The organism is Aeoliella sp. (assembly GCF_965227375.1).
Classification (GTDB): Bacteria; Planctomycetota; Planctomycetia; order Pirellulales; family Lacipirellulaceae; genus Aeoliella.
On sequence record NZ_CBDDFX010000002.1, the window covers coordinates 1,452,431 to 1,476,552 of the forward strand.

Genomic DNA, 24,122 nt, shown 5'->3' on the forward strand with positions numbered 1-24,122 from the left:
AGATGGCTTCTACCACTCTGCCGGGTGCAATCCTTGGCGTCTCCGACGCTACCTAATCTTCAACGCGGTGTGACGGAGGCTGATCTTCGATGGGACGTGCCAGCGAATTGCTCGGATTTCCTGACATCCAGATTCGACAAACCGGTAGCGCCTGCGAAGTTCCTGCAATCGCCAAAGTCGTAAAGTCATCCAGCTAGATCCAATACCTATTCTGCGAGGAACGTGATGCTAACCCGAATTCGATTTCCAAGGGCTGAACGAACCGGGCAGTCGCGACGCACCATGCACGGTGCGTTGTGCGCGGCGTTGGTCGGTTGCATGGCACTTATTGGTTGTGAAACCAAGACCGGTACTGACTCAACAGCGAAGGCAGACATGAGCAGCGATAAGAACTTTGGCCAGGACGTGGAATTCCTAAATGAGCACGCCGAGACCCTGGTGCTACGCAGTGAGTCGGGCGACGCCCTCGTAGCCGTGACGCCCGCTTATCAAGGTCGCGTGATGACCAGTTCGGCCACCGGCGAGGATGGCGTGAGCTTTGGCTGGATCAACTACAAGCACGTCGCCTCCGGCGAGATCGCCGAGCACATCAACGTGTACGGCGGTGAAGAACGGTTCTGGCTCGGCCCCGAAGGCGGGCAGTTCAGCATCTACTTTGCCCCCGGCGCGAAGTTCGAGTTCGAGGACTGGCAGACCCCACCGCTGATCGATACCGAGCCGTACGACGTGGTGAGCAAAAGCGATTCGAAGGTTTCTTTCGCCAAAGAAGCGAGCATCAAGAACTACTCCGACAACGAGTTCAAGTTGAAGATCGAGCGCGACGTCGAGGTGCTTGGCTCCGCGGCCGCGAAAGAGTCGTTGGGCGTCGATCCCGGCTCGCTGAAATTCGTCGGCTACCGCACCACTAACAAAGTCACCAACACCGGCGACGACGCCTGGACCAAAGACACCGGCATGCTTTCGATCTGGTTGCTCGGCATGTACAAGCCGGGTCCCAAGACCACGATCGTCGTCCCGTTCGTCCAAGGGGACGAGGCGGAGCTTGGCACCATTGTCAACGACACCTACTTCGGCAAAGTGCCCGCCGAGCGGCTGAAGGTCGCCGATGGCGTGATGTTCATGTCGGGCGATGGTAACTATCGCTCGAAGATCGGCGTGCCGCCCAAGCGGGCGAAGGACATCGCGGGCAGCTTCGACGCTGAGCGAAACATCCTTACGATCGTCAAGTACAACAAGCCTGAGGGCGTGACCGACTACGTGAACTCGATGTGGGAGTTGCAGGACGAACCGTTCGCCGGCGACACGGTGAACGCCTACAACGACGGCTCCCCCGAGCCCGGTGCGCCCCCTCTCGGCCCGTTCTACGAGATCGAAACCTCCAGCCCCGCCTTGGCCCTCACCCCGGGTGAGTCGGGCACGCACATCTCGGAGACCTACCACTTCGAGGGCGACGAGGCCGAACTGAACCGCGTCGCGAAGGAAACCCTCGGCGTGTCGCTCGACGAGATTCGCTCGGCGCTGGAATAGGGCTCGGCGAGGTGACTCATCGAGGCGGGTACGCTTTTCTTCAATCCTCTTACTCGGCATAGATGCATGGATACACAGGACTCCGTTAATCCCTTCGAAACCTCGGATGCAACTCCCGAACACGATACCGAAACGCATCATCGCGTGGTGCCGCACGGCAAGGTCTGGCCGTTTGCTTTGCTGGCGAGTTGCTTCCTGTGGTGGGCGATTGCGAACAACTTAACCGATCCCCTGGTGAAGGTGTTCAAAGAGATTTTCGGGATGTCCACCTTCGGGGCTTCCGCCATTCAGTTTGCGTTCTACTTCGGCTATTTCTGTATGGCGATCCCCGGAGCCATTATCGCCCGGGTGTTTTCCTACAAGACCGGCGTGCTGGTCGGTCTGGGCTGCTATGCCCTGGGCTGTTTCATGCTCTATCCCGCGATGCTGGCCCAGCAGTTCTTTTTGTTCTGTTTCGCCTACTACGTGCTGGCTAGTGGATTGGGAATTCTCGAGACCAACGCGAACCCCTACGTGATGGTGCTCGGTTCGCAAGAGTCCGCCACGCGAAGGCTGAATTTTGCTCAAGCCTTCAACCCCATTGGCGCTGTCATTGGGATCCTCATGTGTCGAAACATGATCATGGCCAACCTGCCCAAAGACTCCAATAACGAGCTATCGATCCCTCCGGGGGAGGCCGACGCAGCGCTGAACACGGTGATCTATCCGTATCTGTCGGTTGCCGCGATTCTGGCCGTGGTCTGGGTGCTGATCCTGATTAGCAAGATGCCCAAAGCATCGGACCGGGACAGCCACGTGCACTTTGGCGAGACAATCGACCGACTTATGTCCAACGGCAACTACCTCTTTTCGGTGATTGCTCAGTTCTGCTACGTCGGCACTCAGATTTCCGTGTGGACCTATACCAACTTCTACATCCCTGAACAGCTAAACGTATCTCAGGAGGAGGCCCTGGTATGGCACACCTGGGCTCTCGTGTTGTTCGGCTGCACGCGTTGGATCTACACCGGATTGATGAAGTTCTTCCGGCCGTCCACGCTGTTGATGTTTGCTGCTGCTATGTGCTGCATCTGTTTGCTTACGGTCATTTTCGTGGGAGGGTACGCCGGGGTAATTGCGCTGGTTTGTGTCTCAGGCTTTATGTCGTTGTCGTTCCCGACCATATTCGGCCTCGGTTGTGCGAATCTGGGTTCCGACACCAAGCTGGCGTCGTCGGGGCAGATCATGGCCATTGTCGGCGGTGCGATCATCACGCCAATGCAAGGCTGGCTGGTCGACCACGTTGGCACCAGCCTCTCCTACTTGCTCCCACTTCTCTGCTTCCTGGTGATTGGAGCCTACGCTGTCTTCGGTCGCCAGTACGAACATTCGGAGCAAGCGTCCGAATAAGCTGACCTCGCAGGCGGCTACTCGCCAGCAGGCGGTGGGCGGGTTTGTATAATGGCGTCTACCGCTGCGCGCTGTCATGCTGCGCACGCGGAGAACCTGTCCGCTCGATCCTACCTCTCTGCCGTGCCAAGGATTCTCGCTATGCGAATGCTGCTTGCCGTTCTGTCGCTCGTTTGGATGATTCCACTCGCCATGGCCAACGAAACCGATCCCCGCGCCGACGCGATGAATGCCGACGTTTGGCGCGCCGAGCACCGCATCATCGACATGCACACGCACATCGAATCGAAGCCCGAGCGGTTCGAGCGCGCGATCGGCATCATGGACGCCGCAGGCGTCGGATTGGGCGTGGAACTCGGCTCTGGTACCATCACCGCCCACGATGGCAAGCTGTCGGGCGTCGAGCGGAACATGCAGATTGCCCAGGAGGTCTGCCCCGGGCGGTTTCTAAACTACATGATCCTCGACTACAACGGCTTCGAGAAAGACGATTGGAGCGAGCGGGCCGTCGAGCAAATCGAAAAGGCCCACCGCGCCGGCGTGGCCGGCTTGAAGGAATTCAAGCGACTCGGCCTCACCGTGCGCGACGCCAATGGTCGGCTCATCCCGGTCGACGATCCGAAGCTCGACCCGGTGTGGAAGCGGTGCGGCGAACTCGGCATGGCCATTTCGATTCACGTGGGCGACCCCAAGGCGTTTTGGGAACCGTACAACGAGACGAACGAACGTTGGGAAGAACTGAAGGACCATCCCAACTGGTGGTTTGGCGATCCAGAGAAGTACCCCTCGCGCGAGAAGGTGCTCGAGCAGTTCCTGCACGTCATCGAGAAGCACCCCGAGACCACGTTCGTTGGCGTGCACTTCGCGAACAACCCGGAGGACATCGACTGGGTGTCTCGCAACTTCGACAAGTACCCCAACATGATGGGCGACCTCGCCGCGCGGATACCGGAGATTGGTCGCAGCGACCCTGAGAAGCTCCGCGCGATGTTCATCAAGCAGCAGGATCGTCTGCTGTTCGGCACCGACTTCCAGGTATGGGATCGCATGATACTCGGCTCCGCCGGCGACGACGAGCGGCCGACCGACTACGACGCGCTGGTGTTCTTCCGCAAGTGCTGGCGGTTCATGGAGACCGACGATCGCGACTGGAAGCACATGACACCGATCCAGGGCAATTGGACGATCAGCAGCATCGACCTGCCGCCCGAAGTGCAGCGGAAGGTGTACTTCGACAACGCCCGCAAGCTGCTGGCGCAGCACTACCCTGCCCCGACGTTCACGGCCGTCCGCGCCGATGAAGATTTCGAACTCGACGGCAAGCTGGATAACCCCATTTGGGCCAAAGCACCGATCGCCCGCATCGAGTACACGCTCAAAGAGTGCGACGCCCGGCCCGACCTGAGCACCACCGCCCGGGCGGCGTGGACCGACAAGTACTTGTACCTGGCGTACGAGGCTCCCTACACCGAACTGACCATGGCCCAGAGCCCCGGCAGCGAAGAACGGCTCGGCCTGTGGGACGAAGATGTCGTAGAGCTATTCATCGGCACCGACATGGAGAATATCAACTCGTACGACGAGTTCGAATGGGCCCCTAACGGCGAGCAACTCGACGTGCGGCTCGACTTGCCGAAAAAGGACTTCAAATGGTCGAGCGGCATGGAGTCGAAAGTCGCGATCGACAAGGAGAACAAGATCTACCGTGTCGAAGCCCGCATCCCGATGTCATCAATCACCGACGAACCACCGACCCCCGGCACCCGCTGGCGCGCAGCCCTCTACCGCAACGACGCGGCGAACGAAGTATTCCTCGCCTGGCGACCGACGCTCACCAACACGGCGCATTCGCCGGAGCGATTCGGGTGGCTGGAGTTGGTGGAGTAAGAGAGCGCCATCGACCGGGCCGCTAGAAAAACCTCGCGGTTGGACCAACTACGTGAACGGCGTCGAGGCGGAGGCCAAATTTGCGCGTTACGAAAGTGTGTGGCCCGGGGCACCCGCTATGGCGAGTCGTCGTGGCAAGTCGAGACAGCGGGAGAGTTAGGCCTGGAGTCGGCCCTCCGCCCCCGGCCGAGGTTGAGGAAAAAGTAGAACGACTCCTTTATTGCTCCCTATTGCTTTATTGCCCCTTACCTGGTTTCGGCCAACGCATGCGCGAAACTTCCCCAGACCAATAGCAACTAGTGTAAGGGCAATACAGCATGTGCTTGGCTCCGGGACTTTTTCATGCTTCACCACGCGAAAGCCTAGTGTTGAGTAACTACTGGTGGCAGGGACCCCATCGCCTGAGTAACCCGAGCCGCGATTCAAGTGGAAATAAGGGCTTGTGAAATTGCTTGTTATCGCAAGCCGTCCAAAATACAGTGCGAGTAGTTGGGAAGAGTTGTCCTCTAACCACTCCCCTACATTACCGCCCTGCCCCGCTACGCCATATGGGCTCAATACTCCTACGTCGGTGATATCGTTCGGTTCTGAGTTGGCATATCCATCATCGAAAATTGCATCGAAAAGTGGGTCGCCAAGCGAATCAATTCCATCAGGGATATTGTTGCTTCCGGTCGGGTATTCATAGAAGGTGCCGGGATAAGCTGGGTCGCCGTATGCAGCGAGGTCCCATTCGTCCAACGTAGGCAGATAATAGAGAGCTCTTGCGTTTCGATAAGGAAACCTGGGGGTGTATCCTACATCCGCTTGTTGCCACTTCTCTGCTCCGAGATCATGGTCAACTACCTTGTATGCCGGACTATAACCACTAGAAGTATTAAGCCAATTGACGAACTTAGCGGCCTCTACCCAGCTGATCGAAGTGGCAGGCTTGTTGGAGCCCCGATTATCGTGGGTGATACCTAAGTTGCCCAATATTAGCTTTATTGATAGCGTCTTCGGGCAGCTCGAACTTCGCAATTTCGTATGACCCCACTTCCACAAACTCGATTTCAAAGGTATTTGCACCTGTGCCGAAAACTTCTCCAAGCGAAGTCTCGGAGGTGTAAAACAACAGGGCAACCAGCAGGCAGGCGATCGTGTGTTTCATTAGTCATGGCCTCCGAGAAAAGTAGTAGAAGTGTGTCTTCGCGAGATTCAATCTCATTGCATCTCTTGACGCGGTTTGCGTTCGCTCCCAACTTCCAGACAGCGGCAAGCCTATGTTATTGTTCAAGCGAGCAAAAAATCCCCTTGCCCGGTAGTGGCTCGACATTACCGCATGCCGTCGGAAAACGAGGGCGCAAGGCAGCTCATCGTACTCCCTTGGGCAGGAGGGAATAAAGGGAACATTCTACCTTTTCCTCTTTCCCCTTCCCCTCCTCGTTTGCTCGCTGCGGTGTTACGGGTTTGCTGGTAGTTTTTGGACAACGGGTGGGGGACAATGTGGGGTGCGGAGCGTTGACGATTTGTGGTTAGGTGGCGGGCCCTACCCTCGCACAAACGATTTCGCGGTTAGTGGTTTCGCGCTTCCAGATCTCTGGGCGCGAAATCGCCCGGGGGAGGGAACATGTGGGGTTTTGGTCCACCTGCGGTTAACCCTGGCCCAAAACCCCCGTTGGGGCAGCATTGCCGATTTGCTGTAAGTTCTTTTACAACTTAGTCTTACGAAGTCGTGCCCCGCGCCTTGTCGGCGGAGTTTTGGGCCAATGGTTCGATATCCAGATATGGGTCAATTGGGGCAAAACTCTAACTGCAAGCTGCGTAACGAGTTGCGTGAATGTGCCGAAGAGGGTTTTGGTCCAGGGGTGGACCAAAACTCCAAGTGCTTGAAAGGTAACCACTTGCGTCGAGCTACTGGTTTTCTGCTAGCCGGAGAGTGGGTCGAGGTTCCCTCTCCCCGACCCCGCGGGCAGGAAACTGCGGAGAGGGAACTTCTTCGAGCTTACCGCGGTTGCAGCCAAATGAAGTCGATGCCGACCAGTGGCTCTTTGCCATCGGCCGGGCCTTCGAATTTCAGTTCCAGCACGTGGTCGCCGGCCGTGAGGTCCAGGCGTTTGCTCGGCGAGCAGCGGATCATCGTGCGGCGGGCGTCGTACAGGTCCATCACGCCGGAGTCGCCGCCGAAGCCGAAGGGCTCGCCGTCGAGCGTCGCGCTGACCTTACCCGAGCGGTTGTCGAGCGCCAGCCCCAAGCGAACCTCGTACGTGCCGGCGTCTTTCACTGGCAGGGTGAGTTTGAGCGTCTCGCCCTCGGCTTTGGGCTTCCACACCATGAGTTGCCCGGCCGACCAGAAGTCGTCGTCTTCGCTCTTCACGACTCCGTCGGTCAGTTTCTCAGGTTCGAGGTACGTAGCATTGTTCGAGCCCCGCACGGCGAGCGGCTCGTAGGGGCCGGGCAGTTTTGGCTTGCGAACGTCTTCTTTGGTGATCGGCCGCGAGTCGTCCATCATCCCCGGGCGGCCATAGTGGTACGCCTGGCAGGCGTAGCTGAAGCCTTCGACCCTCGTGTGAGCGAGCAACTCCATGTAGAAGCTGCAGCGGGTGTCGAACGGTTGGTCGTCGATCACGTGGAAGCGGTTGTTCGTGACGAAGCCGCGGTTCGCGGGACCATCGTTGCGGGGCTGGCCGCAGTAGGGATAGAAGAAGATGTCGGGCGAACTCCACGAGTAATTGTAGTAGTCCTCCGAGCCGGTGCCGAACCACGAAGGCTCCTTGTCGTCGTCGACGAACACCTTCTCGTCGCCCTCGCCCCACCAGCTGCCGCTGGGGTGCGTGCCGCGAGCCGGGTTCATCATCAGCGACGCCGTGCCGACGTACCGCCCGGCCCCATTGGCGACCAGGAACGGGATGTCAATCGGCGGCGAGGTCACCAGGTCGTGCATCACTCGCCAGCGAGCGTAGAAGTGCATCGACCGGTCGTCGTCCCACTTGCGATCCTTGGTGCTGAGCGATCCGTTGAGCACCACGGGCTGATCGCCCAGGTTCTCGAACTCGACGCGGAGCGACTTCTTGTACGGCATCACGTAGCGACTGACCATCTGGCCGTCTTCCATCACCGTGAAGGGAAGCGACACGTAAGGGTTCACGCCAGGCGCGACCGCGAAGAAGTCGCCCACCGGCGATTGCACTTGCGGGTGGCTCCAGCCGTCGCACGAGATGTGCATGACCGTCTGCCGGAGCGCGGCCACCTCGTCCTTGGCCTTGACCAGCAGCGCGAGTTGCTCGACCGCGCCGGGACCGTCGAGCACCACCGCTTCGGATCGATGACCCGGCTCGAGCGAGAGTTCGAACTCATGCTTGCCGGTTTCCTTCAAGTCAAAGTTGGTGTCGGGATCGGCCAGAACCTTGGCCACCTCGGCGATCTCAGGGCCGTAGGTCTTCAGGTCATCGGCCTTAAAGGTCTCGACCTTCACGTCCGGCGAGTCGTACTTGCGCACCTGAACGTAATAGAAGTGCACGCGGCGCGGATTGCCGATCCATACGATGCGGCACCGCTTGGCAAACGGCATCGGGCAGTAACCCGCGTCGCGCTGGTAGAACGTGCCTTTAAGCATCTCTTCGGTCACGTCGCTGCCCTTGAGGAACGTGTCGTAAGGGCGTTGCAGGAAGTCGATCGCGGGCCCGTCGTAGATGGGAGTTTCGCTATCGTCCAGATACACGCGAATCGAACCTTGGATGGCGGCTGTCCAGGTGCGGACGATCACGCCGGGGCCTTCGACGTCGACCATCACGTACTCGCCAACGCCTTGGTCGTTTGGCTTCTTTTGTACGTCCTGGAACGGCGGAATCGGAGCGCCGCCGAAGCCGTCGGAGTTCGAAAACCATCCCGGCCCGTCGGGCACGCTGCTGCGGCGATCGTACGAGGTGAACTGCAGCGTCTTGTAATCATCCTCCGGCATGTCGCTCAGCCGGTCGAGGTCCACCATCTCTTCCACCATGGTTCCGGTGGTGACCGTATCGGCGGCCGAAGTGGTCGAGCAATTTGCGAACAGAACACAAGTGGCAACTAGGGCAGCGACGCGATACTTCATTGCAATATTCCAAGCGGGCCTGAGTGGTAAGCAACCAATCATGATTTCCAATCGTGCCATTGTAAACGGAGCCGGCCGGCTTTGCAGAAACGTGTTGGATTGGCATGTCCGAGTTTTCGGAGACGTTGCAGCCATTCCTGGTATTCGCAGCGTCAGTCGGTGCGCAAAATCGATTCTCACTGGAGGGCCATTCTGTTATTATGCTGCCTTGGCAATCTCAACTCCTCCGCCTGGAGCGATCTCTATCACCGTGGAAACTGTCTCAACGCAACCGGTGATCGCCGCGAACCAGCCGTTGGGAACGCGCATTGACGGGCATGTGTTCACGGGGGCGGGTCGCGCGGTCGTGCGGGCGGTGGCCGAGCACGCCGGAGTCGACAGCCAGGAGATTCTCTCCAGCATTGTTAGCCGGTTGCTGGTGGCCAAAGGCGCCGACTGGACGGCCGTGATCCTCAGCGAGTACCTCGACCTGTACGATGACTCGCGCGGCACGTTTTCGCTGGTGTGGGACGACGCTACCAAGCAACTCGTCGCGCACGGGTCGGTGTTTCAGTCCGCGGCGCACCCTTGGGCGGGATTGCTCGCGCACATTCGCACACTCGACGGCTTCAAGGGGCTGGGCCTCGGCACGCTGGTGACGCACGAGGTGACGGCCGCCACGCTAAACTCCGGCGCGGGGCTGGTGGTGCTGGCCACCGACGACAAGATTCATCGCCTGGACCAGGGCGAGCGCGCCGCGCATTCGATGTACTCGCGAATGGGGTACGCGATCCTCGGCGAAACGCGCTTGGCCGACACGGTCGACTGGCTCATGGCAGTCGACAGCACGCTGCTAACTGCGGCCGACCAGCATCGCGCGGCCAACGATGGGCGTCTGGCGGATGCAGACAGCCAGGCGATGGGCGAGGCGAAAGCCAACTTCGTGGCGACGACGCGCAACATCTTTGCCGCGACGACGTCCGATGCGAAGATCGAACCAGTCACGGCGGGCGACTTGGCGGGACTGTTCTTGCTGACGAACCTCTGCCCTGACGACGACTTTCAACTCAAGCTCAGCTCGTGGCAGATCCATCATGGGCCGGAGCTCGAGCGGACGTTCATCACCACGCTCCGCCAGGCGATCGTCGACCAGGACCGCTTGCAGGACGCTAGCCAGGTGATTCGCGACTCCCAAGGCAGATTGCTGGCAGTGTGTGCGGCGCAGCAACTCGCCCCGTTCACTCGCCAGACGTACGCGATGGATTTTTACGCGTTCCCCGAGTTTGTAGCAGGCAACCGAGAACTCGTCCGCGAGTTGGTCGCTTCGACCATCCAGCGGATTCGAACTTCGCCGCTGGCGGTACGACCCTGCACGCTTTCGTTCACCGGGGTCGACCCAGTGAAGGTGGAGTTGATGCAGTCGCTCGGCTTCAGCGATTCGGGGCGAACGACCACGTATCACGACGCAGCAACCTCATCGCCCGTGGTGGCCGGTGAGTACCTGTTGCCGATCGACTGATGACAACCCTTTTGAAGGAATTTCGATAACATGCAGACCAAACGGCTGTGGCTCGCGTACGCCGTGATTACGATGCTGGCCTGGGGCTTGTGGGGGGCGATTATCAATCTGCCCGAGAAGAACGGCTTTCCCGAAACGCTGGGCTACCTGGCGTGGTCGCTCACGATGATTCCCCCCGCGGCGATCGCGCTGGGCATGGTGGGGTGGAAGCTAGAGTACGACAGCAAGTCACTCGCCCTTGGTCTGGCGGCTGGCTTGCTCGGCGCGGGTGGGCAGTTGTTGTTGTTCCAAACGGTGCCCGCCATGGCGCCCGGCTACCTGGTGTTCCCTTTCATCGCGCTCAGTCCGTTGGTAACAATCGTGCTCGCGGCACTCATCTCTCGCGAGCGAGTTCAACTGTTGGGGTGGATTGGCGTGGCAATGGCCATCGTGGCGGGTGTGCTGCTGAACATGGGGGATGTAGATCCGACAGTCGAACGCCATGCCGCGTGGGCCCTGTTTGCGATGGGCGTGCTGCTAGCCTGGGGCATCCAGGGTTACGTGATTTCGTTCGCCAACAACACGATGAAGGCCGAGAGCATTTTCTTCTACATGGCCATCACGGCCGTCGTCTTGGCGCCGGTGGCGTGGTTGATGACCGAGAAGCCCCTGGAGGCCAACTGGGGCGGAAGCGGGTTCTGGCTGTCGGTGGCCATCGGCTTCCTCAATTCCATCGGGGCGCTGCTGCTGGTCTACGCGTACCGCTACGGCAAGGCGATCATCGTTTCGCCGCTGATTAACGCTGGCGCGCCGGTCATCACGGCGCTGCTTTCGATGGTTCTTTCGCGGGCGTGGCCCAGCGCGGCCGCCGCGGTGGGGATTGTGCTGGCCATCGTCGCGGCGATACTGATGGCCATTGAGGAAGAAGAAGAGCACCCGGCCACCGAAGCGGCCTAATATCTCGTCAAGCCGAACTTTTCGTTTAGCGATCGCAAAGACGCCGTAAAAGTTCAGGCATTCGTCGAGATCGCTATACGAAAAGATTCGTTTGACAATTTACTAGTTGCCCCGAAACGCTAACTATCGACGCGATATAGATGAGCACCGCACCTACCCTCGTTATCATGGCCGCCGGCGCCGCCCGGCGTTATGGCGGCCTCAAGCAGCTTGCGCCCGTCGGTCCTGGCGGTCAGGCAATCATGGAGTATTCGATCCACGACGCGGTGCGGGTTGGGTTCAGCAAAGTGGTGTTGGTGGTCCGGCGAGAGTTCGAGTCGACCTTCCGCGAGGCGTTCGTCGACCGGGCGCGGAGCAAGGTCGACATCGCGTTTGCCTTCCAGGAGCCGGAGGCCTTCGTGCCAGCGGGCGTGGAACTGCCCGAGCGGCAGAAGCCTTGGGGCACCGCGCATGCGGTGCTGTGCGCCAAGCCGGAAGTGGCCGGCCCGGTAGCGGTTATCAACGCCGACGACTTCTACGGCCCGAGCGCCCTGGCGGCAATCGGCGAGTTCCTCGGTTCGCTGGCGCCTGATGATGATTCCAGCGCGGCGATGGTTGGTTACTCGCTCAGCAACACCTTGTCGGATCACGGAACAGTGAACCGCGGTGTTTGCGAGGTGTCGGACGACGGGCAGCTTGTCAGCGTTGTCGAACGTTTCGAGATCGCCCGCAACGCCGACGCAGCGCAGTACCAGGACCCCGACGCCGGGACGCAGCCGCTGGCGCTCGACACGGTGGTGTCGATGAACCTGTTTGGTTATCCCGCATCGATGCTCGAAATGCTCGAACAACGCTTCGGCGACTTCCTGGCCAGTGTGCCGGATGCATCGACCGAGTACGAACTGCCCACCGTGACCAAGCAACTCATGGCCGACGGCAAACTGACCGTCCGCGTGTTGCCCACCGACGAAAAGTGGTGCGGCATGACCTACCAGGACGACTTGCCCATCGCCCAAGCCCGCTTGGCGGAGCTCGTGGCCGCGGGCGTTTATCCCGAGACGTTGTGGTAGGGAGCGGGAGCATGGACTTTCTGGCGGACGTTGCCTCTTGCTTCCGGCTCGATGGAGCGATGGAGAACATCCAGGCGATCGAAGCCGGCCACATCAACGATACCTATCTGGTGGAGACCAGCTCCGCGCGGCGTTACGTCTTGCAGCGGATCAACCACCAGGTGTTTCGCGATCCGCGGGGGCTGATGCGGAACGTTGAACTCGTCACGCAGCACATTAAGCAGAAGCTCGAAGCCACGGGCGAGCAGGATGCAGGTCGCCGCGTGCTGAGTGTCGTGCCCACGATGGACGATGAACCACTGTGCCAATGGTCCGACGGCACCTTCTGGCGAGTCTTTCCCTATGTTGCGCGAACCCACACGGTGGGCGTGGAAGCCACGCTGGAAGAAACCTATCAGGCGGGGCTGGGCTTTGGGCAGTTTGTCGCCCAGTTGGTCGACCTGCCGGCCAGCGAGTTGTGCGAGACGATTTCCAAGTTCCACCACGGGCCCAGCCGCCTCGAAGCATTCCAGCAAGCGGTGGCCGACGACGTGGCTGGTCGTGCGGGTGAGTGCCAAGAGGAGATTGCCACCGTCCAGCAGTACGCCGAGTTGCTCACCACACCGCAGCAGTTGATCGATTCAGGCGAGCTGCCGCTGCGGGTGACGCACAACGACACCAAGTGCAACAACATCCTGCTCGACGATCAGTCGAGCGCAGCGGTGTGCGTGATTGACCTCGACACGGTCATGCCGGGCCTCGCGATGTGGGATATCGGAGATTTGGTCCGCACCAGTGCCTGTCGGGCGCCGGAGGACGAGACCGACCTGTCGCTGGTGAAGGTCGAGAGCGAACGACTGCTCGAGGCCGCACGCGGATACTTGCAGGGCTGCGGAGGACTGCTCACCGATAGAGAGCTTCGCTCGCTCGCCGGCGGACCCAGCTACATGGCGCTGATCATGGCCACGCGGTTTCTAACCGACTTCCTCGCGGGCGATACCTACTACAAGACCTTGCACCCGGGGCACAACTTGGACCGCTGCCGCAACCAACTGGCGTTGCTTGCGGAGTTGGAGAATCAGCGGCCCGTGTTGGAACGCTTGTTCGCTGAGGCAACTTCTAGCTAACGATCAGCCACTGGCGAATACCAAAAAAACGACACCGCCTCTTGCAGTCCTCCGGCTGGAGAACCACTCGAGGCGGTGTCGCTAGACTCCCGAAGAAAGGACCGGCATGTCGCCTTTCAAAGACGACCTGCTGGTGCACTAGTATCGAAGGATCAGGTCGACCGTCAGTCGGTTCTCCAGCACGTCGCGGCGCTCGGTCAGGGGCACTTCCCAGGCGACGCCGAGTTCCATCAAGCGATTGGGTTTGTACTTCACACCGAAGGCGCCTGAAACGATGTTGTTGCCCGCCACGCCGGTCGATCCCAGGTTGAACAGATCGCCGCCCGAGATGCCCGGCACGCCGTTGGTGCCGCTCTCGAGCCAGTGGTACCAGTTGCACTCTCCCAGAGCGTAGAATCCGTGACCCAGGTAGTAGTCCAGGTGGTTCGACCAGTACATGCTAGTAGTCTCTGCGTTGTCGTCCACCGGCAAGCGGAAGCCAAGGCTGCTCAGGTAGTGCCAATCGCAGCACAACTCGGTTCCGCCACTGAGGAACACATGAAACAAGCCATCGCCGAGGCCCTGCTGGGTGCGGTGGCTACCGACAGGAATCTTGTAGACCACGCCGCCGGTCAACAAGCTCTCGGTGCAACAGTCGCGGTACAGGTTGTATTTTAGGCCCAAAGACAGGTCGGCCCAGCCGTCGGCAATCAGTGGGTTGGTGGAAACCGCATAGCCGTCCTTGGTGGCGATGAGCGACAGGCGATCGGACAGCGCAGCCCGGATTTGTAGAGCGTATAGCTGGATGTCTCCACCCAAAGCGGTCTGAGGCACCTTGTGCTGAATGAAGATGCCACGCAGCTCGGTCAGCGTGCGCGGATCCTCGAAGAACACCGGATTGGTCATGGGGCTGATCCAATCGTCGAAGCAGCAAGGTGTGGGGCAGAAGCATCCCAACAGCAACTCGGGCAGCACGCAACCGTGAGTGTCGCAGCAGCCGCAACTGTTGCAGCAACCACAGCAATCCGAATCGCAACATGTCGAGCCACAGCAGTCAGAGCCACAACCACCATCGAAGCAGCACTTCTCGCAGAACTCCGCCGTTAATGAATCCTGACCCATGATCTGGGCAGGAGCTGGCTCGACTTCGTCTTGCTGCATAGGCTCGGTGAGGATGGGGTCGTACTCGAAGTGCTTGGCGAGCGACTCTTCGGCTTGGGCTGAAGCAAGTGTGGCCATAAAGAGCAGTGCAAGACTGGCGATTAAGCCACGACAAGAAGTGTTCATGATCGTTCGAGATCCTTTCGAAGCAAATAAGAGTTCGGGAGCCGCCTGGTCTAAAAGAGGGGGTTGGGCATTCGGCATTTTCGACTCCTCCACTGCCAGAGCTTAAGTACCGCCTAGGCAAGCTGCGTGGTTTGCCATATCGCTATGTCCGGCCCCCACAATGGGCGGGCCAAGTGTGCTAAGTCGCACACTTGGTTGGCTCGTACGGTTCAGTTGGCTGCAACCCGCACTTGGTGCGACATTTTGACACAGTGCCAATTCCACTAGGATTTTGGTGCTGTTTTGCGTTAGAACTTGGGACAGCGAAACGTGGCACATCAGTTGCCTAAGCAAAATAGACATGAGGGTACGTTTACCCTGTTGGAACGTTCCGTTTCCCAACTGAGACGAGAAAGGGACTCCCGTGTCTATTTCGCAAACCGCAGAGTACGCTCTGCGTGCCGTAATCCGCCTTGCTCAACAGAGCGACGAAGCCCAAACCACCCAGCAACTTGCCGAGGCCACCTTGGTGCCACAAAGCTACTTGCCAAAGGTACTGCAGCCATTGGCTCGCGCCGGTATTGTGGTGGCGCAACGAGGTTCGCATGGTGGGTATAAGCTACAAGCGGATCCGGCCATGTTAAGTGTGCTGGATGTCGTCAATTGTGTAGATCCCGTACGCAAGCAGGATAAGTGCATCGGTTACGACACTGTGCCCGAACATCGCTGTGGACTACACCAATTGCTGGACGAGGTGGCCGCGGCTACCCAAAAGCGTTACCGCGAGACGACCATTCAAAGCTTGATCGAAGCAGACGACCATGTGCCGCCGCTATGCCCGGCAGCGAAGGCAACTGTCCAGACCAATGATTCGGATGCGGCGACGCCTACGCTTCGCTAGCAACACGGAAAGCTTGTTAGTTCCAACCTTGGGTAAACCATGCAAGAAGCCACCGCCCCTCACGGGGCGGACCGGTCCAGCGCCGGTCCGCTTGAGTCGTTCAGTTATGACGATGCGATAGTTCGAAAGTTTGTGACCGCAACGCTCGTGTGGGCGGTTGTGGGCTTCCTGGTTGGGATCATCCTGGCCGCCGAGTTGCCCTTCCCGAAGCTCAATGGCGGCCTGGAGTGGATTACCTTTGGACGCCTGCGGCCACTGCATACCAATGCAGTGATCTTTGCGTTCGCCGGTAACGCCATCTTCGCGGCCATCTACTATTCCACGCAGCGACTCTGCAAAGCGCGGATGTGGAACGACACGCTCAGCAACCTCCATTTCTGGGGTTGGCAACTGATCATCGTTAGCGCCGCGCTCACACTGCCTTTCGGCATTACGCAGAGCAAGGAATATGCCGAGTTGGAGTGGCCCATCGACATCGCCATTGCGGTGGTGTGGGCCGGGTTCTTTGGGGTGAATTTCTTCATGACGCTCGTCACACGTCGCGAGCGGCATATGTACGTCGCCTTGTGGTTCTACATTGCCACGATCGTCACTGTGGCGGTGTTGCATATTTTCAATAATATCTGGGTTCCGCTCGTGGCGATGGGCAACCCCGGCACGGTGTTGGGCTGGTTTAAGAGCTATCCGATCTACGCCGGCGCGCAAGACGCCATGATGCAGTGGTGGTACGGGCATAACGCGGTGGCGTTCTTCCTGACCACGCCCTTCCTGGGGCTGATGTACTACTTCCTGCCCAAGGCGGCCAACCGGCCGATCTTTTCGTACCGGTTGTCGATTCTGCACTTTTGGTCGCTGGTGTTCATCTACATCTGGGCCGGCCCACACCATTTGCACTACTCGCCGACGGCCGAGTGGGCGCAGACGCTGGGCATGGTGTTCTCTGTCATGCTGTGGATGCCAAGCTGGGGCGGCATGATCAACGGCCTCTTAACTCTACGAGGCGTGTGGCACAAAGTGACCACCGATCCGGTGCTCAAGTTCTTTGTGGTGGGCATCACGTTCTATGGCATGAGCACCTTCGAAGGGCCCCTGCTGTCGATCAAGAGCGTCAACGCGCTAAGCCACTACACCGACTGGACCATCGGCCATGTTCACGCCGGTGCGCTCGGCTGGAACGGTTTCATGGCTTTCGGCATGATCTACTGGCTGGCGCCTCGACTGTACCAGACGAATTTGCATAGCGTGCAATACGCGAACCTGCACTTCTGGTTGGGTACTGCTGGTATCTTGGTGTACGTCGTGTCGATGTACGTCGCCGGACTGACACAAGGACTCATGTGGCGTGGCATCAACGACATGGGCCAATTGGCCTACCCCGAGTTCGTGCAGACCACTCAGGCGATTATTGTCTTCTATCACATTCGCTTGTTGGGCGGATTGTTGTTCCTGGCGGGGACCCTGATCGGGTGCTGGAACATCTACCTGACTTGGAGCAAGCGTCCCGCAAAGTACGATGTGCCGGTGTACGAGGCCCCCGCCCTGAGGGACGAGCCTTTCACGCCTGAACAGCGACCCGAGTCGGACCTCGTGGCTGTTTTGGAGGTGGGCAAGACGATCGATACTTGGAGCACTCTGTGGTGGCATCGCGTGTGGGAGCGGCTTCCCATCAAGTTCACGTTGATGACGACCCTGGCCGTGGTGCTGGCTTCGGTGCTCGAACTCGTGCCGACGTTCGTCATGCGTTCGAACATCCCGGCCGACGAGCGACCCGTGCCATACTCGCCGCTCGAATTGGCGGGCCGCGATATCTACGTCGCCGAAGGTTGCTACAACTGCCATTCGCAGATGATTCGGCCAATGGTGGCCGAGACCGCGCGGTACCTGCCCCCCTACAGCAAGCCCGCCGACTCGATGTACGACCATCCCTTCCAGTGGGGGTCGCGTCGGATTGGTCCCGACTTGGCTCACGAAGGCGGTTTGCGAGGCAACGACTGGCACGTGCAACACTTCCACGATCCGCAAGCGATGACCCAGGGCTCGATCATGCCGCCGTACCCGTGGCTGATGAAGAAGAAGATCGACTTCGATTCGATACCACTTCGCATTGCCGCGATGCAAGCGCTTGATGTGCCCTATCCGCAGTACGAGGGCGACGCCCGCAGCCAGGCAGCCGAGGATGCACGAGAGCAGGCGGCCGACATCGCGAGATCATTTCAGCAACAGAACGGTGGTCCGTACCGTGACGCCAATGCGAATGAGATTGACCTGAAGGATCGCCAGGTCGTCGCATTGATCGCCTACCTGCAACGCTTGGGAGCCGATCCCGCCCCCGCAGATTCCGCCGGCGATTCGCCCGACGCACCCGAAGAAGGCACCGACGGGGAAGGCGACGGCGAACAAGACGCTGGCGAGCAAGTAGCCCAGTCCGCTGGTGAGAAAGAGGCCGCATGATCGAGTGGCTCCAAAACGACGCGTCCATACAGCTACTGAAGAACATCGCGATGGTGTTGTTCTTCGTGGTGTTCAGTGGCGTGGTGCTGTGGCTGCTCCTGCGCAAGAACAGCGAGATTCGCCGCTGGTCGCGCATTCCTTTGGAAGATTCGGCAGTGCACGACCAGTCGCACCCCAAGGATGAGGACGGCCAATCGCCATAAGCAAGTGCTTGGCGTTGATGTGGTGGATACCCTGACTTCGCGAAACCGACTCTCAACCCTAACGAGTAACTATGTCCGACAATCCGACCGTGTCCCCGGAAGCGGAAGACGACCTGCTGTCGAGCCACAACTACGACGGCATTCAGGAGTACGACAATCCCACTCCCGGTTGGTGGAATTGGTTGTTCGTCGCCACGATCGTGTTTGCTCCGATTTACATCGTGTGGTTTCACTCGCCGACCGACCCACACACAATCGCAGTAGAGTACGAGAAGGCCTACGCGGAGAATATGAAACTCAAGTTCGGTGATCTCGTGATTGATCCGACCGAGGCCAATCTCGTCAAGTACATGCACGACGAAGAGTGGCTCAGTGTCGGCGCGAACGTCTTTGCTACCCATTGTAAACAATGCCATGGTGCGGAAGGCGAAGGTATCTCCGGGCCCAACCTCACAGACGAGAACTACCTGAATGTGAGGAACATCGAAGACATCGCCAAGGTGATCCGCGAGGGCGCCAAGAACGGCGCCATGCCCGCCTGGGAGTCGAAGTTGCATCAGAACGAAATCGTGCTAGCCGCATCCTACGTCGCCTCGCTGCGCGGAAAGAACGTCAAAGGAAGAGTCGCGGAAGGAACTTTGGTTCCGCCGCCGTGGCCAGAATACACTGGCGAGGTAGAATCTAAGGAAGACAACAAAGACCAGGCGCAGGACTCCGCCGAGGCAGACGCAAAGCCGGACGACAAAGCGGAACAGCCAGTCACTGAGTAGCGGCGGAACGATTGAGGCAACTGTTGGAACTTCCCGTTCTCCAACCCGAAGAGCGCGTCCTCACGACGCTCGAAGCCGATGGCAGCCGGCGCTGGCTGTACCCCAAGCTCTCCCAGGGGCGCTTTTGGTGGTGGCGCCGCGTCGTAGCTTACGCGCTGGTCGCCGTGTACGCGGTGTTGCCATTCATTTACATCAATGGCCGGCCAGCCATCCTGCTCGATGTGGCAGCGCGCGAGTTCACGTTCTTTGGCTTCACCTTTTTGCCAACCGATACGTTGCTGCTCGCCATCGCCATGGTGGGCTTGTTCCTGCTGATCTTCTTCCTCACCGCCATCATGGGGCGCGTGTGGTGTGGCTGGGCCTGCCCGCAGACCGTGTACATGGAGTTCGTGTTCCGTCCCATCGAGCGACTGTTCACCGGCACCACTGGACGGGGAAGCAAGCCGAAAAAGGTGGCCCCGTGGCGGATTGTCTTGATGTACGTGGTGTTCTTCATTATCTGTTTGCACCTCTCGAACATGTTCCTGGCCTACTTTGTAGGCGTCGAGAAGCTGCACGCGTGGATCTGGACCAGCACCCCACTGCAACACCCGGCGGCGTTCGCCATTGTAGCGGTGGTCACCGGCCTGATGATGTTCGACTTCTGCTATTGGCGCGAGCAACTCTGCATCATCGGCTGCCCGTACGGTCGCTTTCAATCGGTCATGCTCGACCCCGCCAGCTGCATCATCGGCTACGACGAGCGGCGTGGCGAACCACGCGGCAAAGGACGCGACCGCCAGGCAAAGAACCTGGGCAGCTGCGTCGATTGCAACCTGTGTGTCGACGTGTGTCCCACCGGCATCGATATTCGTGACGGCTTGCAGCTGGAGTGCATCGGTTGCGCCCAGTGCATCGACGTTTGCGACGAAGTGATGGACAAGACCGGCCAACCACGCGGGCTGATCCGCTACAGCTCGCAACAAGCCCTCGACGGTCAGCCGACGCGCGTCGTTCGCCCCCGCACGGTGATCTACCTTGTCGCCATTACCGTGCTGGCGGGGTTGTTCGTGGCGCTGTTGATCAACAAGTCGGCCTTCGATGTCACGCTGCTCCGCGGCATCGGCAAGCCATTTCAGCTCTCCGAGTCGGGGGATGAGGCGTCGAACATTCTTCGCGTCCGAATCGTCAACCGCAGTGAGGAGCCCACTGGTTATCGCATCGAAGTGCTGGAACCCACGGAGGCTCGCATTTCCAGCGGCGATCAGGTCCAATTGGTGGAGCCGGGCGGTTCGATCGAGCAACCAGTTCAGATTTACGTGCCCGTTGATGTATTTCGGTCCGGCAAAGCGGCCTTGAAGCTTCGCATCGTCGACGAGCAAGATCGCGCGGTGGAAGAGAACTTCTTCCTGCTGGGTCCACTCTAGGAGTTCGTTATGCAAGACAACACCGACCCTCCCGTTGGCTCGTTCGCTCCTTTCATCTGGCCGATGATCGTGTGCGCCTTGCTGTTGGGGCATGTGTTCTTGATGCTGGTCGCCGTCACGCTGGCCAACGCCGACCCACCCGAACTGGTCGAAGGCGCTCCCTACCGAGGCGCGCCGCCGGCCGCGGCGAGTGAGACTCCATAAGCTCCTGTCATTCACCGCGCCATGATTGCACCCGTCACCACCATCTTCGTCGCCAGCTTGCTTGGCTCGTCGCACTGCGCTGGCATGTGCGGGCCGTTCGTGGCGTTCGCGTTGGGACAACCGGGCGAAGGCAGTTCGCGTTGGAAGCTGCAGGTGGCCTATCACGGCGGCCGCTTGATTACGTACACCATCTTGGGCGCGGCCGCTGGAAGCCTTGGCGCGCTGGTCGACATGACCTCCACGCTGGCTGGCCTGCAGCCAATCGCCATGGCCCTGGCTGGCGGGTTGATGGTCGCCTTGGGCGTGACCGAGTTGTTGCGTCACTTTGGTCATCGCATCGCCCATATCCAACCGCCAAAACTACTCGTGCAAACGGTCCAGCGCGGCCAACGCATGGCCCTCGCCATGCGCCCCGGGCGACGCGCTCTTGCGATTGGCTTGCTCACCACGTTGCTCCCTTGTGGGTGGTTGTACGCCTTCGCCCTGACCGCAGCCGGAACCGGAAGCCCGCTATACGGCGCGGTAGTCATGCTCGTCTTCTGGGCAGGCACACTGCCGGTGCTGGTATCGCTGGGCGCAGGCATCCAGGCAGCGCTTGGGCTACTCGGCAAGCGATTGCCTGCCGTATGCGCGATCGCGTTGATCGTCGTGGGGCTCACCACACTGGCTGGCCGGATGAATCTCGACTCCAATGCGATCGCCCAGTCGCTTGAATCGAAGCACTCCGCGGCCGACTCCTCCGTGCCCGATCCCAACGAGTTGCCCCCCTGCTGCCAGCCGCAGGAAGAAGGAGCCACCCCGTGACCAGCGCGGAAGTCGAGGGCAAATCGACTTCGACGGCCGTTACTTGCGCCCACTGTGGTCTGCCGGTGCCGAAGGGACTGATCGATCCCGCGGCCGACGAGCAGTTCTGCTGCCACGGCTGCCGCACGGTCTACGACTTGCTTCGCGACGCGTCGCTCGACGACTTCTACCGTGTTCGCGAGGCCACCGGTGGCGACGCCCAGCCGGTGCGCAGCACGGGCAAACGTTACGAAGCGTTCGACTCGCCAGAATTCCAGGCGCAGCATTGCCGTGGTATTGCGGGTGGTCATCTCTCGATCGACTTTCGACTCGAAGGCGTTCATTGCGCGGCCTGTCTGTGGCTGGTCGAGCGGCTGCCTCAATTGCTGCCGGGTGTTTCGTCGACACGGTTGCAGCTTCGCGACGCGGTCGCCCGAGTCACTTGGAACCCCGCCGACGTGCAACTCTCCAGCATCGCTGCGATGCTCGACCGGCTCGGCTATCCGCCACACCCTGCGCGGAACACCACCGCCAGCGAAGTCCACCGCCGGGCCGAGCGTTCGCAGCTCATCCGGTTGGGCGTTGCCGGTGCTTGCGCTGGCAATACGATGCTGCTGGCCATCGCGTTGTACGCGGGCGACTTCGCCGGCATCGAGGCCGAGTTCGCCAACCTGTTCCGCTACATCAGCGCGGGCATCGGCATCATCTCGCTCGTTTGGCCCGGTAGTGTCTTCTTTCGCGGCGCGCTTGCCGCCCTGCGTGCGCGCTCGGCGACACTCGACGTGCCCATAGCCTTGGCGCTCGCCGCCGGTGGCATCGCCGGGCTGTGGAACGTGATCGCCGGCTCGGGCGAGATCTACTTCGACTCGCTCAGTGTGCTGGTATTCCTCCTGCTGGTTGGTCGGTGGTTTCAAGCTCGGCAGCAACGCTGGGCCGATGAGACCGTGGGACTGCTTAACTCGTTCACGCCGAGCACTTGCCGTGTGGTGCGGGACGACGTGATGGTCGAAACCACGATCGACTCGCTTTCCGCAGGCGACGTGGTCGAAGTGCTCTCCGGCGACCTCGTCCCGGCCGATGGCACCGTAGTCCACGGCAACTCCACCCTCAATCGCAGCCTGCTGACGGGCGAGTCGCAACCCGAGCCGGTCGTGGTGGGCGACCTTGTGTTCGCCGGCACGCAGAACATGGGCAGTGTGTTGCGAGTGCGGGTCGACGTGGTGGGCGAACAAACTCGCGTGGGCCGGTTGATGGAATTGGTGACCGAGGGCGTGCGCGAGAAACCGCCCATCGTCCAACTGGCCGACCGCGCTGCAGGATGGTTCGTCGCGGTGGTGCTGGTGCTGGCGTTTGCCACGTTCGCCTGGTGGGCGGCAACCGCCACGCTGGGCGAAGCCGTGCAGCACACCATCGCATTGTTGATCGTCGCTTGCCCCTGCGCGCTCGGACTGGCGACCCCACTCACCATGGCCGTGGCGATCGGCCTTGCCGCGCGGCGGCACGTGCTCATCAAGAACGCTACGGCGCTCGAGACCCTCGCCGGTACCGGCCGCATGCTGCTCGACAAAACCGGCACCCTCACCCGTGGCCGCCCAACGCTCGTCGAGTGGATCGGGCCCGACTGGCTCAAAGGAGTCGTGGCCCACGCCGAGTCGCGCTCCACGCACCCGATAGCCCGCGCGCTGGTCGAAGCGTTCGGCGACCACACGATCGACGACTCGGCCAACGTTCCGCAGAACGTCGAAGAGCAGCACGGCAGCGGGCTCCGCGCTAGCGTGGCCGAGGGTGAGTTGCTCGTGGGATCTCAACGGTTCCTCCTGCAAAATAGTGTTTCCATCTCCGACGCCGAGCTCGAGCAGATCGCCCGCTTCGAGCAGTCCGGCCTGACCACCATCGGCATCGCGCTCGGTGGCAAGCTGGCAGCTACCGCGGCGCTCGGCGACCAGTTGCACTCCGACGCTCAACTGGCGGTTGAGCAACTCTCGTCCAGCGGCTGGAAGCTTCGCATTGTCTCCGGCGACGCAGCGGCCGTGGTCCATTCGGTGGCCGAGCAGGTCGGTCTAGCAGCCGAAGCCACCAGCGCCGAAGTGTCGCCCGAGGATAAGTTGGCGCTCGTTACCGATCGCAGTGATACCACCGTGATGATCGGCGACGGAGTGAACGACGCTGCTGCCCTGGCGGCTGCCGACGTTGGCATTGCCGTCGAGGGCGGTGCGGAGGCCTCGCTGGCCGCGGCCGACATCTACGTCGCTGCGCCGGGGCTGATGCCGGTTGTCGAGTTGGTCGAACTGGCCCACCGCACCCGACGTACAGTGCGACGCAACCTTTGCATCGCGCTGGCGTATAATGTAGTGGCGGTGTCGCTCGCCGCCGCTGGCTGGATCTCGCCATTGGTGGCGGCCATCCTGATGCCAATCAGTTCGGCCACGGTGATCACCATCGCCATGAGCATCCACCTGAGCGGAGAATCGCGATGAGCATGCTGTACATCATGGTGCCCGTGACGCTCGCGCTAGCCGTCTCGGCGCTCATCGCCTACATCTGGGCGGTCCGCAACGGTCAATTCGACGACCCGCAAAGCCAGGCCTACCGCATGCTGTTCGACGACGAACCCGTGCGGCGCAAGCCGACGGAACAGGACTCGTCGTCCGACGAAGCGAAGTAGTCTGATTCTGCCACGTCATCATTCGGTCCC

Annotated in this window: 20 protein-coding genes; 16 read left to right on the forward strand and 4 right to left on the reverse strand. The window is 60.4% G+C overall.

The genetic code is table 11. The features are described 5' to 3' along the window. Positions 1 to 375: 375 nt before the first annotated feature. The 3 genes from ACQK2L_RS18930 to ACQK2L_RS18940 all read left to right on the forward strand — a co-directional run bounded on the left by ACQK2L_RS18930 (position 376) and on the right by ACQK2L_RS18940 (position 4,803). Positions 376 to 1,527 carry a DUF6786 family protein gene (locus ACQK2L_RS18930; RefSeq protein ID WP_425398602.1) on the forward strand — a complete coding sequence of 384 codons (1,152 nt, stop codon included), beginning with the start codon at positions 376 to 378 and terminating at the stop codon, positions 1,525 to 1,527. 66 nt (positions 1,528 to 1,593) lie between these two features. Continuing rightward, entirely contained in the window at positions 1,594 to 2,916 is a 1,323-nt protein-coding gene (fucP, locus tag ACQK2L_RS18935; protein WP_425398603.1) for an L-fucose:H+ symporter permease, read from the forward strand. 141 nt (positions 2,917 to 3,057) lie between these two features. Continuing rightward, complete coding sequence (locus ACQK2L_RS18940) at positions 3,058 to 4,803, forward strand: amidohydrolase family protein (RefSeq protein ID WP_425398604.1); 1,746 nt, start codon at positions 3,058 to 3,060, stop codon at positions 4,801 to 4,803. Between the two features lie 156 nt (positions 4,804 to 4,959). On the opposite strand, the gene ACQK2L_RS18945 is transcribed toward ACQK2L_RS18940, so the two are convergent. The 3 genes from ACQK2L_RS18945 to ACQK2L_RS18955 form a co-directional block, all read right to left on the reverse strand. Then, positions 4,960 to 5,847, reverse strand: a complete 888-nt coding sequence (locus tag ACQK2L_RS18945; RefSeq protein ID WP_425401107.1) for an SUMF1/EgtB/PvdO family nonheme iron enzyme — start codon at positions 5,845 to 5,847, stop codon at positions 4,960 to 4,962. Then, on the reverse strand, positions 5,750 to 5,953 hold the full coding sequence (locus ACQK2L_RS18950; RefSeq protein ID WP_425401141.1) for a hypothetical protein: 204 nt from the start codon (positions 5,951 to 5,953) through the stop codon (positions 5,750 to 5,752). Before ACQK2L_RS18950 ends, ACQK2L_RS18945 begins: the two co-directional genes overlap by 98 nt. An 834-nt stretch (positions 5,954 to 6,787) precedes the next feature. Further along, positions 6,788 to 8,875: a glycoside hydrolase family 172 protein gene (locus ACQK2L_RS18955; protein ID WP_425398605.1), complete on the reverse strand. Its 2,088-nt coding sequence runs from the start codon at positions 8,873 to 8,875 to the stop codon at positions 6,788 to 6,790. A 250-nt stretch (positions 8,876 to 9,125) separates the two neighbouring features. Between ACQK2L_RS18955 and ACQK2L_RS18960 the strand changes: the two genes are divergently transcribed. The 4 genes from ACQK2L_RS18960 (at position 9,126) to ACQK2L_RS18975 (ending at position 13,464) form a co-directional block, all read left to right on the forward strand. Next, entirely contained in the window at positions 9,126 to 10,373 is a 1,248-nt protein-coding gene (locus ACQK2L_RS18960; RefSeq protein ID WP_425398606.1) for a GNAT family N-acetyltransferase, read from the forward strand. 30 nt (positions 10,374 to 10,403) lie between these two features. Continuing rightward, on the forward strand, positions 10,404 to 11,309 hold the full coding sequence (locus tag ACQK2L_RS18965) for an EamA family transporter (protein WP_425398607.1): 906 nt from the start codon (positions 10,404 to 10,406) through the stop codon (positions 11,307 to 11,309). 140 nt (positions 11,310 to 11,449) lie between these two features. Continuing rightward, positions 11,450 to 12,358, forward strand: coding sequence for a sugar phosphate nucleotidyltransferase (locus tag ACQK2L_RS18970; RefSeq protein WP_425398608.1), 909 nt, complete (start codon positions 11,450 to 11,452; stop codon positions 12,356 to 12,358). Positions 12,359 to 12,369: 11 nt separating this feature from the next. Continuing rightward, complete coding sequence (locus ACQK2L_RS18975; protein WP_425398609.1) at positions 12,370 to 13,464, forward strand: phosphotransferase enzyme family protein; 1,095 nt, start codon at positions 12,370 to 12,372, stop codon at positions 13,462 to 13,464. A gap of 138 nt (positions 13,465 to 13,602) precedes the next feature. On the opposite strand, the gene ACQK2L_RS18980 is transcribed toward ACQK2L_RS18975, so the two are convergent. After that, entirely contained in the window at positions 13,603 to 14,730 is a 1,128-nt protein-coding gene (locus ACQK2L_RS18980) for a hypothetical protein (protein WP_425398610.1), read from the reverse strand. Between the two features lie 403 nt (positions 14,731 to 15,133). Between ACQK2L_RS18980 and ACQK2L_RS18985 the strand changes: the two genes are divergently transcribed. The 9 genes from ACQK2L_RS18985 to ccoS all read left to right on the forward strand — a co-directional run bounded on the left by ACQK2L_RS18985 (position 15,134) and on the right by ccoS (position 24,092). Continuing rightward, a complete protein-coding gene (locus ACQK2L_RS18985) occupies positions 15,134 to 15,610 on the forward strand; it encodes an Rrf2 family transcriptional regulator (protein WP_425398611.1) in 477 nt (158 codons plus the stop codon). A gap of 39 nt (positions 15,611 to 15,649) precedes the next feature. Further along, complete coding sequence (gene ccoN, locus ACQK2L_RS18990) at positions 15,650 to 18,061, forward strand: cytochrome-c oxidase, cbb3-type subunit I (RefSeq protein WP_425398612.1); 2,412 nt, start codon at positions 15,650 to 15,652, stop codon at positions 18,059 to 18,061. After that, positions 18,058 to 18,264, forward strand: a complete 207-nt coding sequence (locus ACQK2L_RS18995; protein WP_425398613.1) for a hypothetical protein — start codon at positions 18,058 to 18,060, stop codon at positions 18,262 to 18,264. Before ccoN ends, ACQK2L_RS18995 begins: the two co-directional genes overlap by 4 nt. A 71-nt stretch (positions 18,265 to 18,335) precedes the next feature. Continuing rightward, positions 18,336 to 19,034, forward strand: coding sequence for a cbb3-type cytochrome c oxidase N-terminal domain-containing protein (locus tag ACQK2L_RS19000; RefSeq protein WP_425398614.1), 699 nt, complete (start codon positions 18,336 to 18,338; stop codon positions 19,032 to 19,034). A 23-nt stretch (positions 19,035 to 19,057) separates the two neighbouring features. Continuing rightward, positions 19,058 to 20,440, forward strand: a complete 1,383-nt coding sequence (ccoG, locus tag ACQK2L_RS19005) for a cytochrome c oxidase accessory protein CcoG (RefSeq protein ID WP_425398615.1) — start codon at positions 19,058 to 19,060, stop codon at positions 20,438 to 20,440. A 9-nt stretch (positions 20,441 to 20,449) separates the two neighbouring features. Next, entirely contained in the window at positions 20,450 to 20,644 is a 195-nt protein-coding gene (locus ACQK2L_RS19010; RefSeq protein WP_425398616.1) for a hypothetical protein, read from the forward strand. Positions 20,645 to 20,665: 21 nt separating this feature from the next. Next, a complete protein-coding gene (locus ACQK2L_RS19015) occupies positions 20,666 to 21,448 on the forward strand; it encodes a sulfite exporter TauE/SafE family protein (protein ID WP_425398617.1) in 783 nt (260 codons plus the stop codon). After that, complete coding sequence (locus ACQK2L_RS19020; RefSeq protein ID WP_425398618.1) at positions 21,445 to 23,904, forward strand: heavy metal translocating P-type ATPase; 2,460 nt, start codon at positions 21,445 to 21,447, stop codon at positions 23,902 to 23,904. Before ACQK2L_RS19015 ends, ACQK2L_RS19020 begins: the two co-directional genes overlap by 4 nt. Beyond that, positions 23,901 to 24,092, forward strand: a complete 192-nt coding sequence (gene ccoS / locus ACQK2L_RS19025; protein ID WP_425398619.1) for a cbb3-type cytochrome oxidase assembly protein CcoS — start codon at positions 23,901 to 23,903, stop codon at positions 24,090 to 24,092. Before ACQK2L_RS19020 ends, ccoS begins: the two co-directional genes overlap by 4 nt. The last annotated feature ends 30 nt before the right edge of the window (positions 24,093 to 24,122 follow it).

What these genes read in the sequence shown, in the direction of transcription:
- ccoS (WP_425398619.1), top strand. Translation starts at nt 23,901, where the DNA reads ATGAGCATGCTGTACATCATGGTGCCCGTGACGCTCGCGCTAGCCGTC.
- fucP (WP_425398603.1), top strand. Translation starts at nt 1,594, where the DNA reads ATGGATACACAGGACTCCGTTAATCCCTTCGAAACCTCGGATGCAACT.
- ACQK2L_RS18930 (WP_425398602.1), top strand. Translation starts at nt 376, where the DNA reads ATGAGCAGCGATAAGAACTTTGGCCAGGACGTGGAATTCCTAAATGAG.
- ACQK2L_RS18970 (WP_425398608.1), top strand. Translation starts at nt 11,450, where the DNA reads ATGAGCACCGCACCTACCCTCGTTATCATGGCCGCCGGCGCCGCCCGG.
- ACQK2L_RS19000 (WP_425398614.1), top strand. Translation starts at nt 18,336, where the DNA reads ATGTCCGACAATCCGACCGTGTCCCCGGAAGCGGAAGACGACCTGCTG.
- ACQK2L_RS18980 (WP_425398610.1), bottom strand. Translation starts at nt 14,730, where the DNA reads ATGAACACTTCTTGTCGTGGCTTAATCGCCAGTCTTGCACTGCTCTTT.
- ACQK2L_RS19015 (WP_425398617.1), top strand. Translation starts at nt 20,666, where the DNA reads ATGATTGCACCCGTCACCACCATCTTCGTCGCCAGCTTGCTTGGCTCG.
- ACQK2L_RS18955 (WP_425398605.1), bottom strand. Translation starts at nt 8,875, where the DNA reads ATGAAGTATCGCGTCGCTGCCCTAGTTGCCACTTGTGTTCTGTTCGCA.
- ccoN (WP_425398612.1), top strand. Translation starts at nt 15,650, where the DNA reads ATGCAAGAAGCCACCGCCCCTCACGGGGCGGACCGGTCCAGCGCCGGT.
- ACQK2L_RS19010 (WP_425398616.1), top strand. Translation starts at nt 20,450, where the DNA reads ATGCAAGACAACACCGACCCTCCCGTTGGCTCGTTCGCTCCTTTCATC.
- ACQK2L_RS18940 (WP_425398604.1), top strand. Translation starts at nt 3,058, where the DNA reads ATGCGAATGCTGCTTGCCGTTCTGTCGCTCGTTTGGATGATTCCACTC.
- ACQK2L_RS18950 (WP_425401141.1), bottom strand. Translation starts at nt 5,953, where the DNA reads ATGAAACACACGATCGCCTGCCTGCTGGTTGCCCTGTTGTTTTACACC.
- ACQK2L_RS18965 (WP_425398607.1), top strand. Translation starts at nt 10,404, where the DNA reads ATGCAGACCAAACGGCTGTGGCTCGCGTACGCCGTGATTACGATGCTG.
- ACQK2L_RS18975 (WP_425398609.1), top strand. Translation starts at nt 12,370, where the DNA reads ATGGACTTTCTGGCGGACGTTGCCTCTTGCTTCCGGCTCGATGGAGCG.
- ACQK2L_RS18995 (WP_425398613.1), top strand. Translation starts at nt 18,058, where the DNA reads ATGATCGAGTGGCTCCAAAACGACGCGTCCATACAGCTACTGAAGAAC.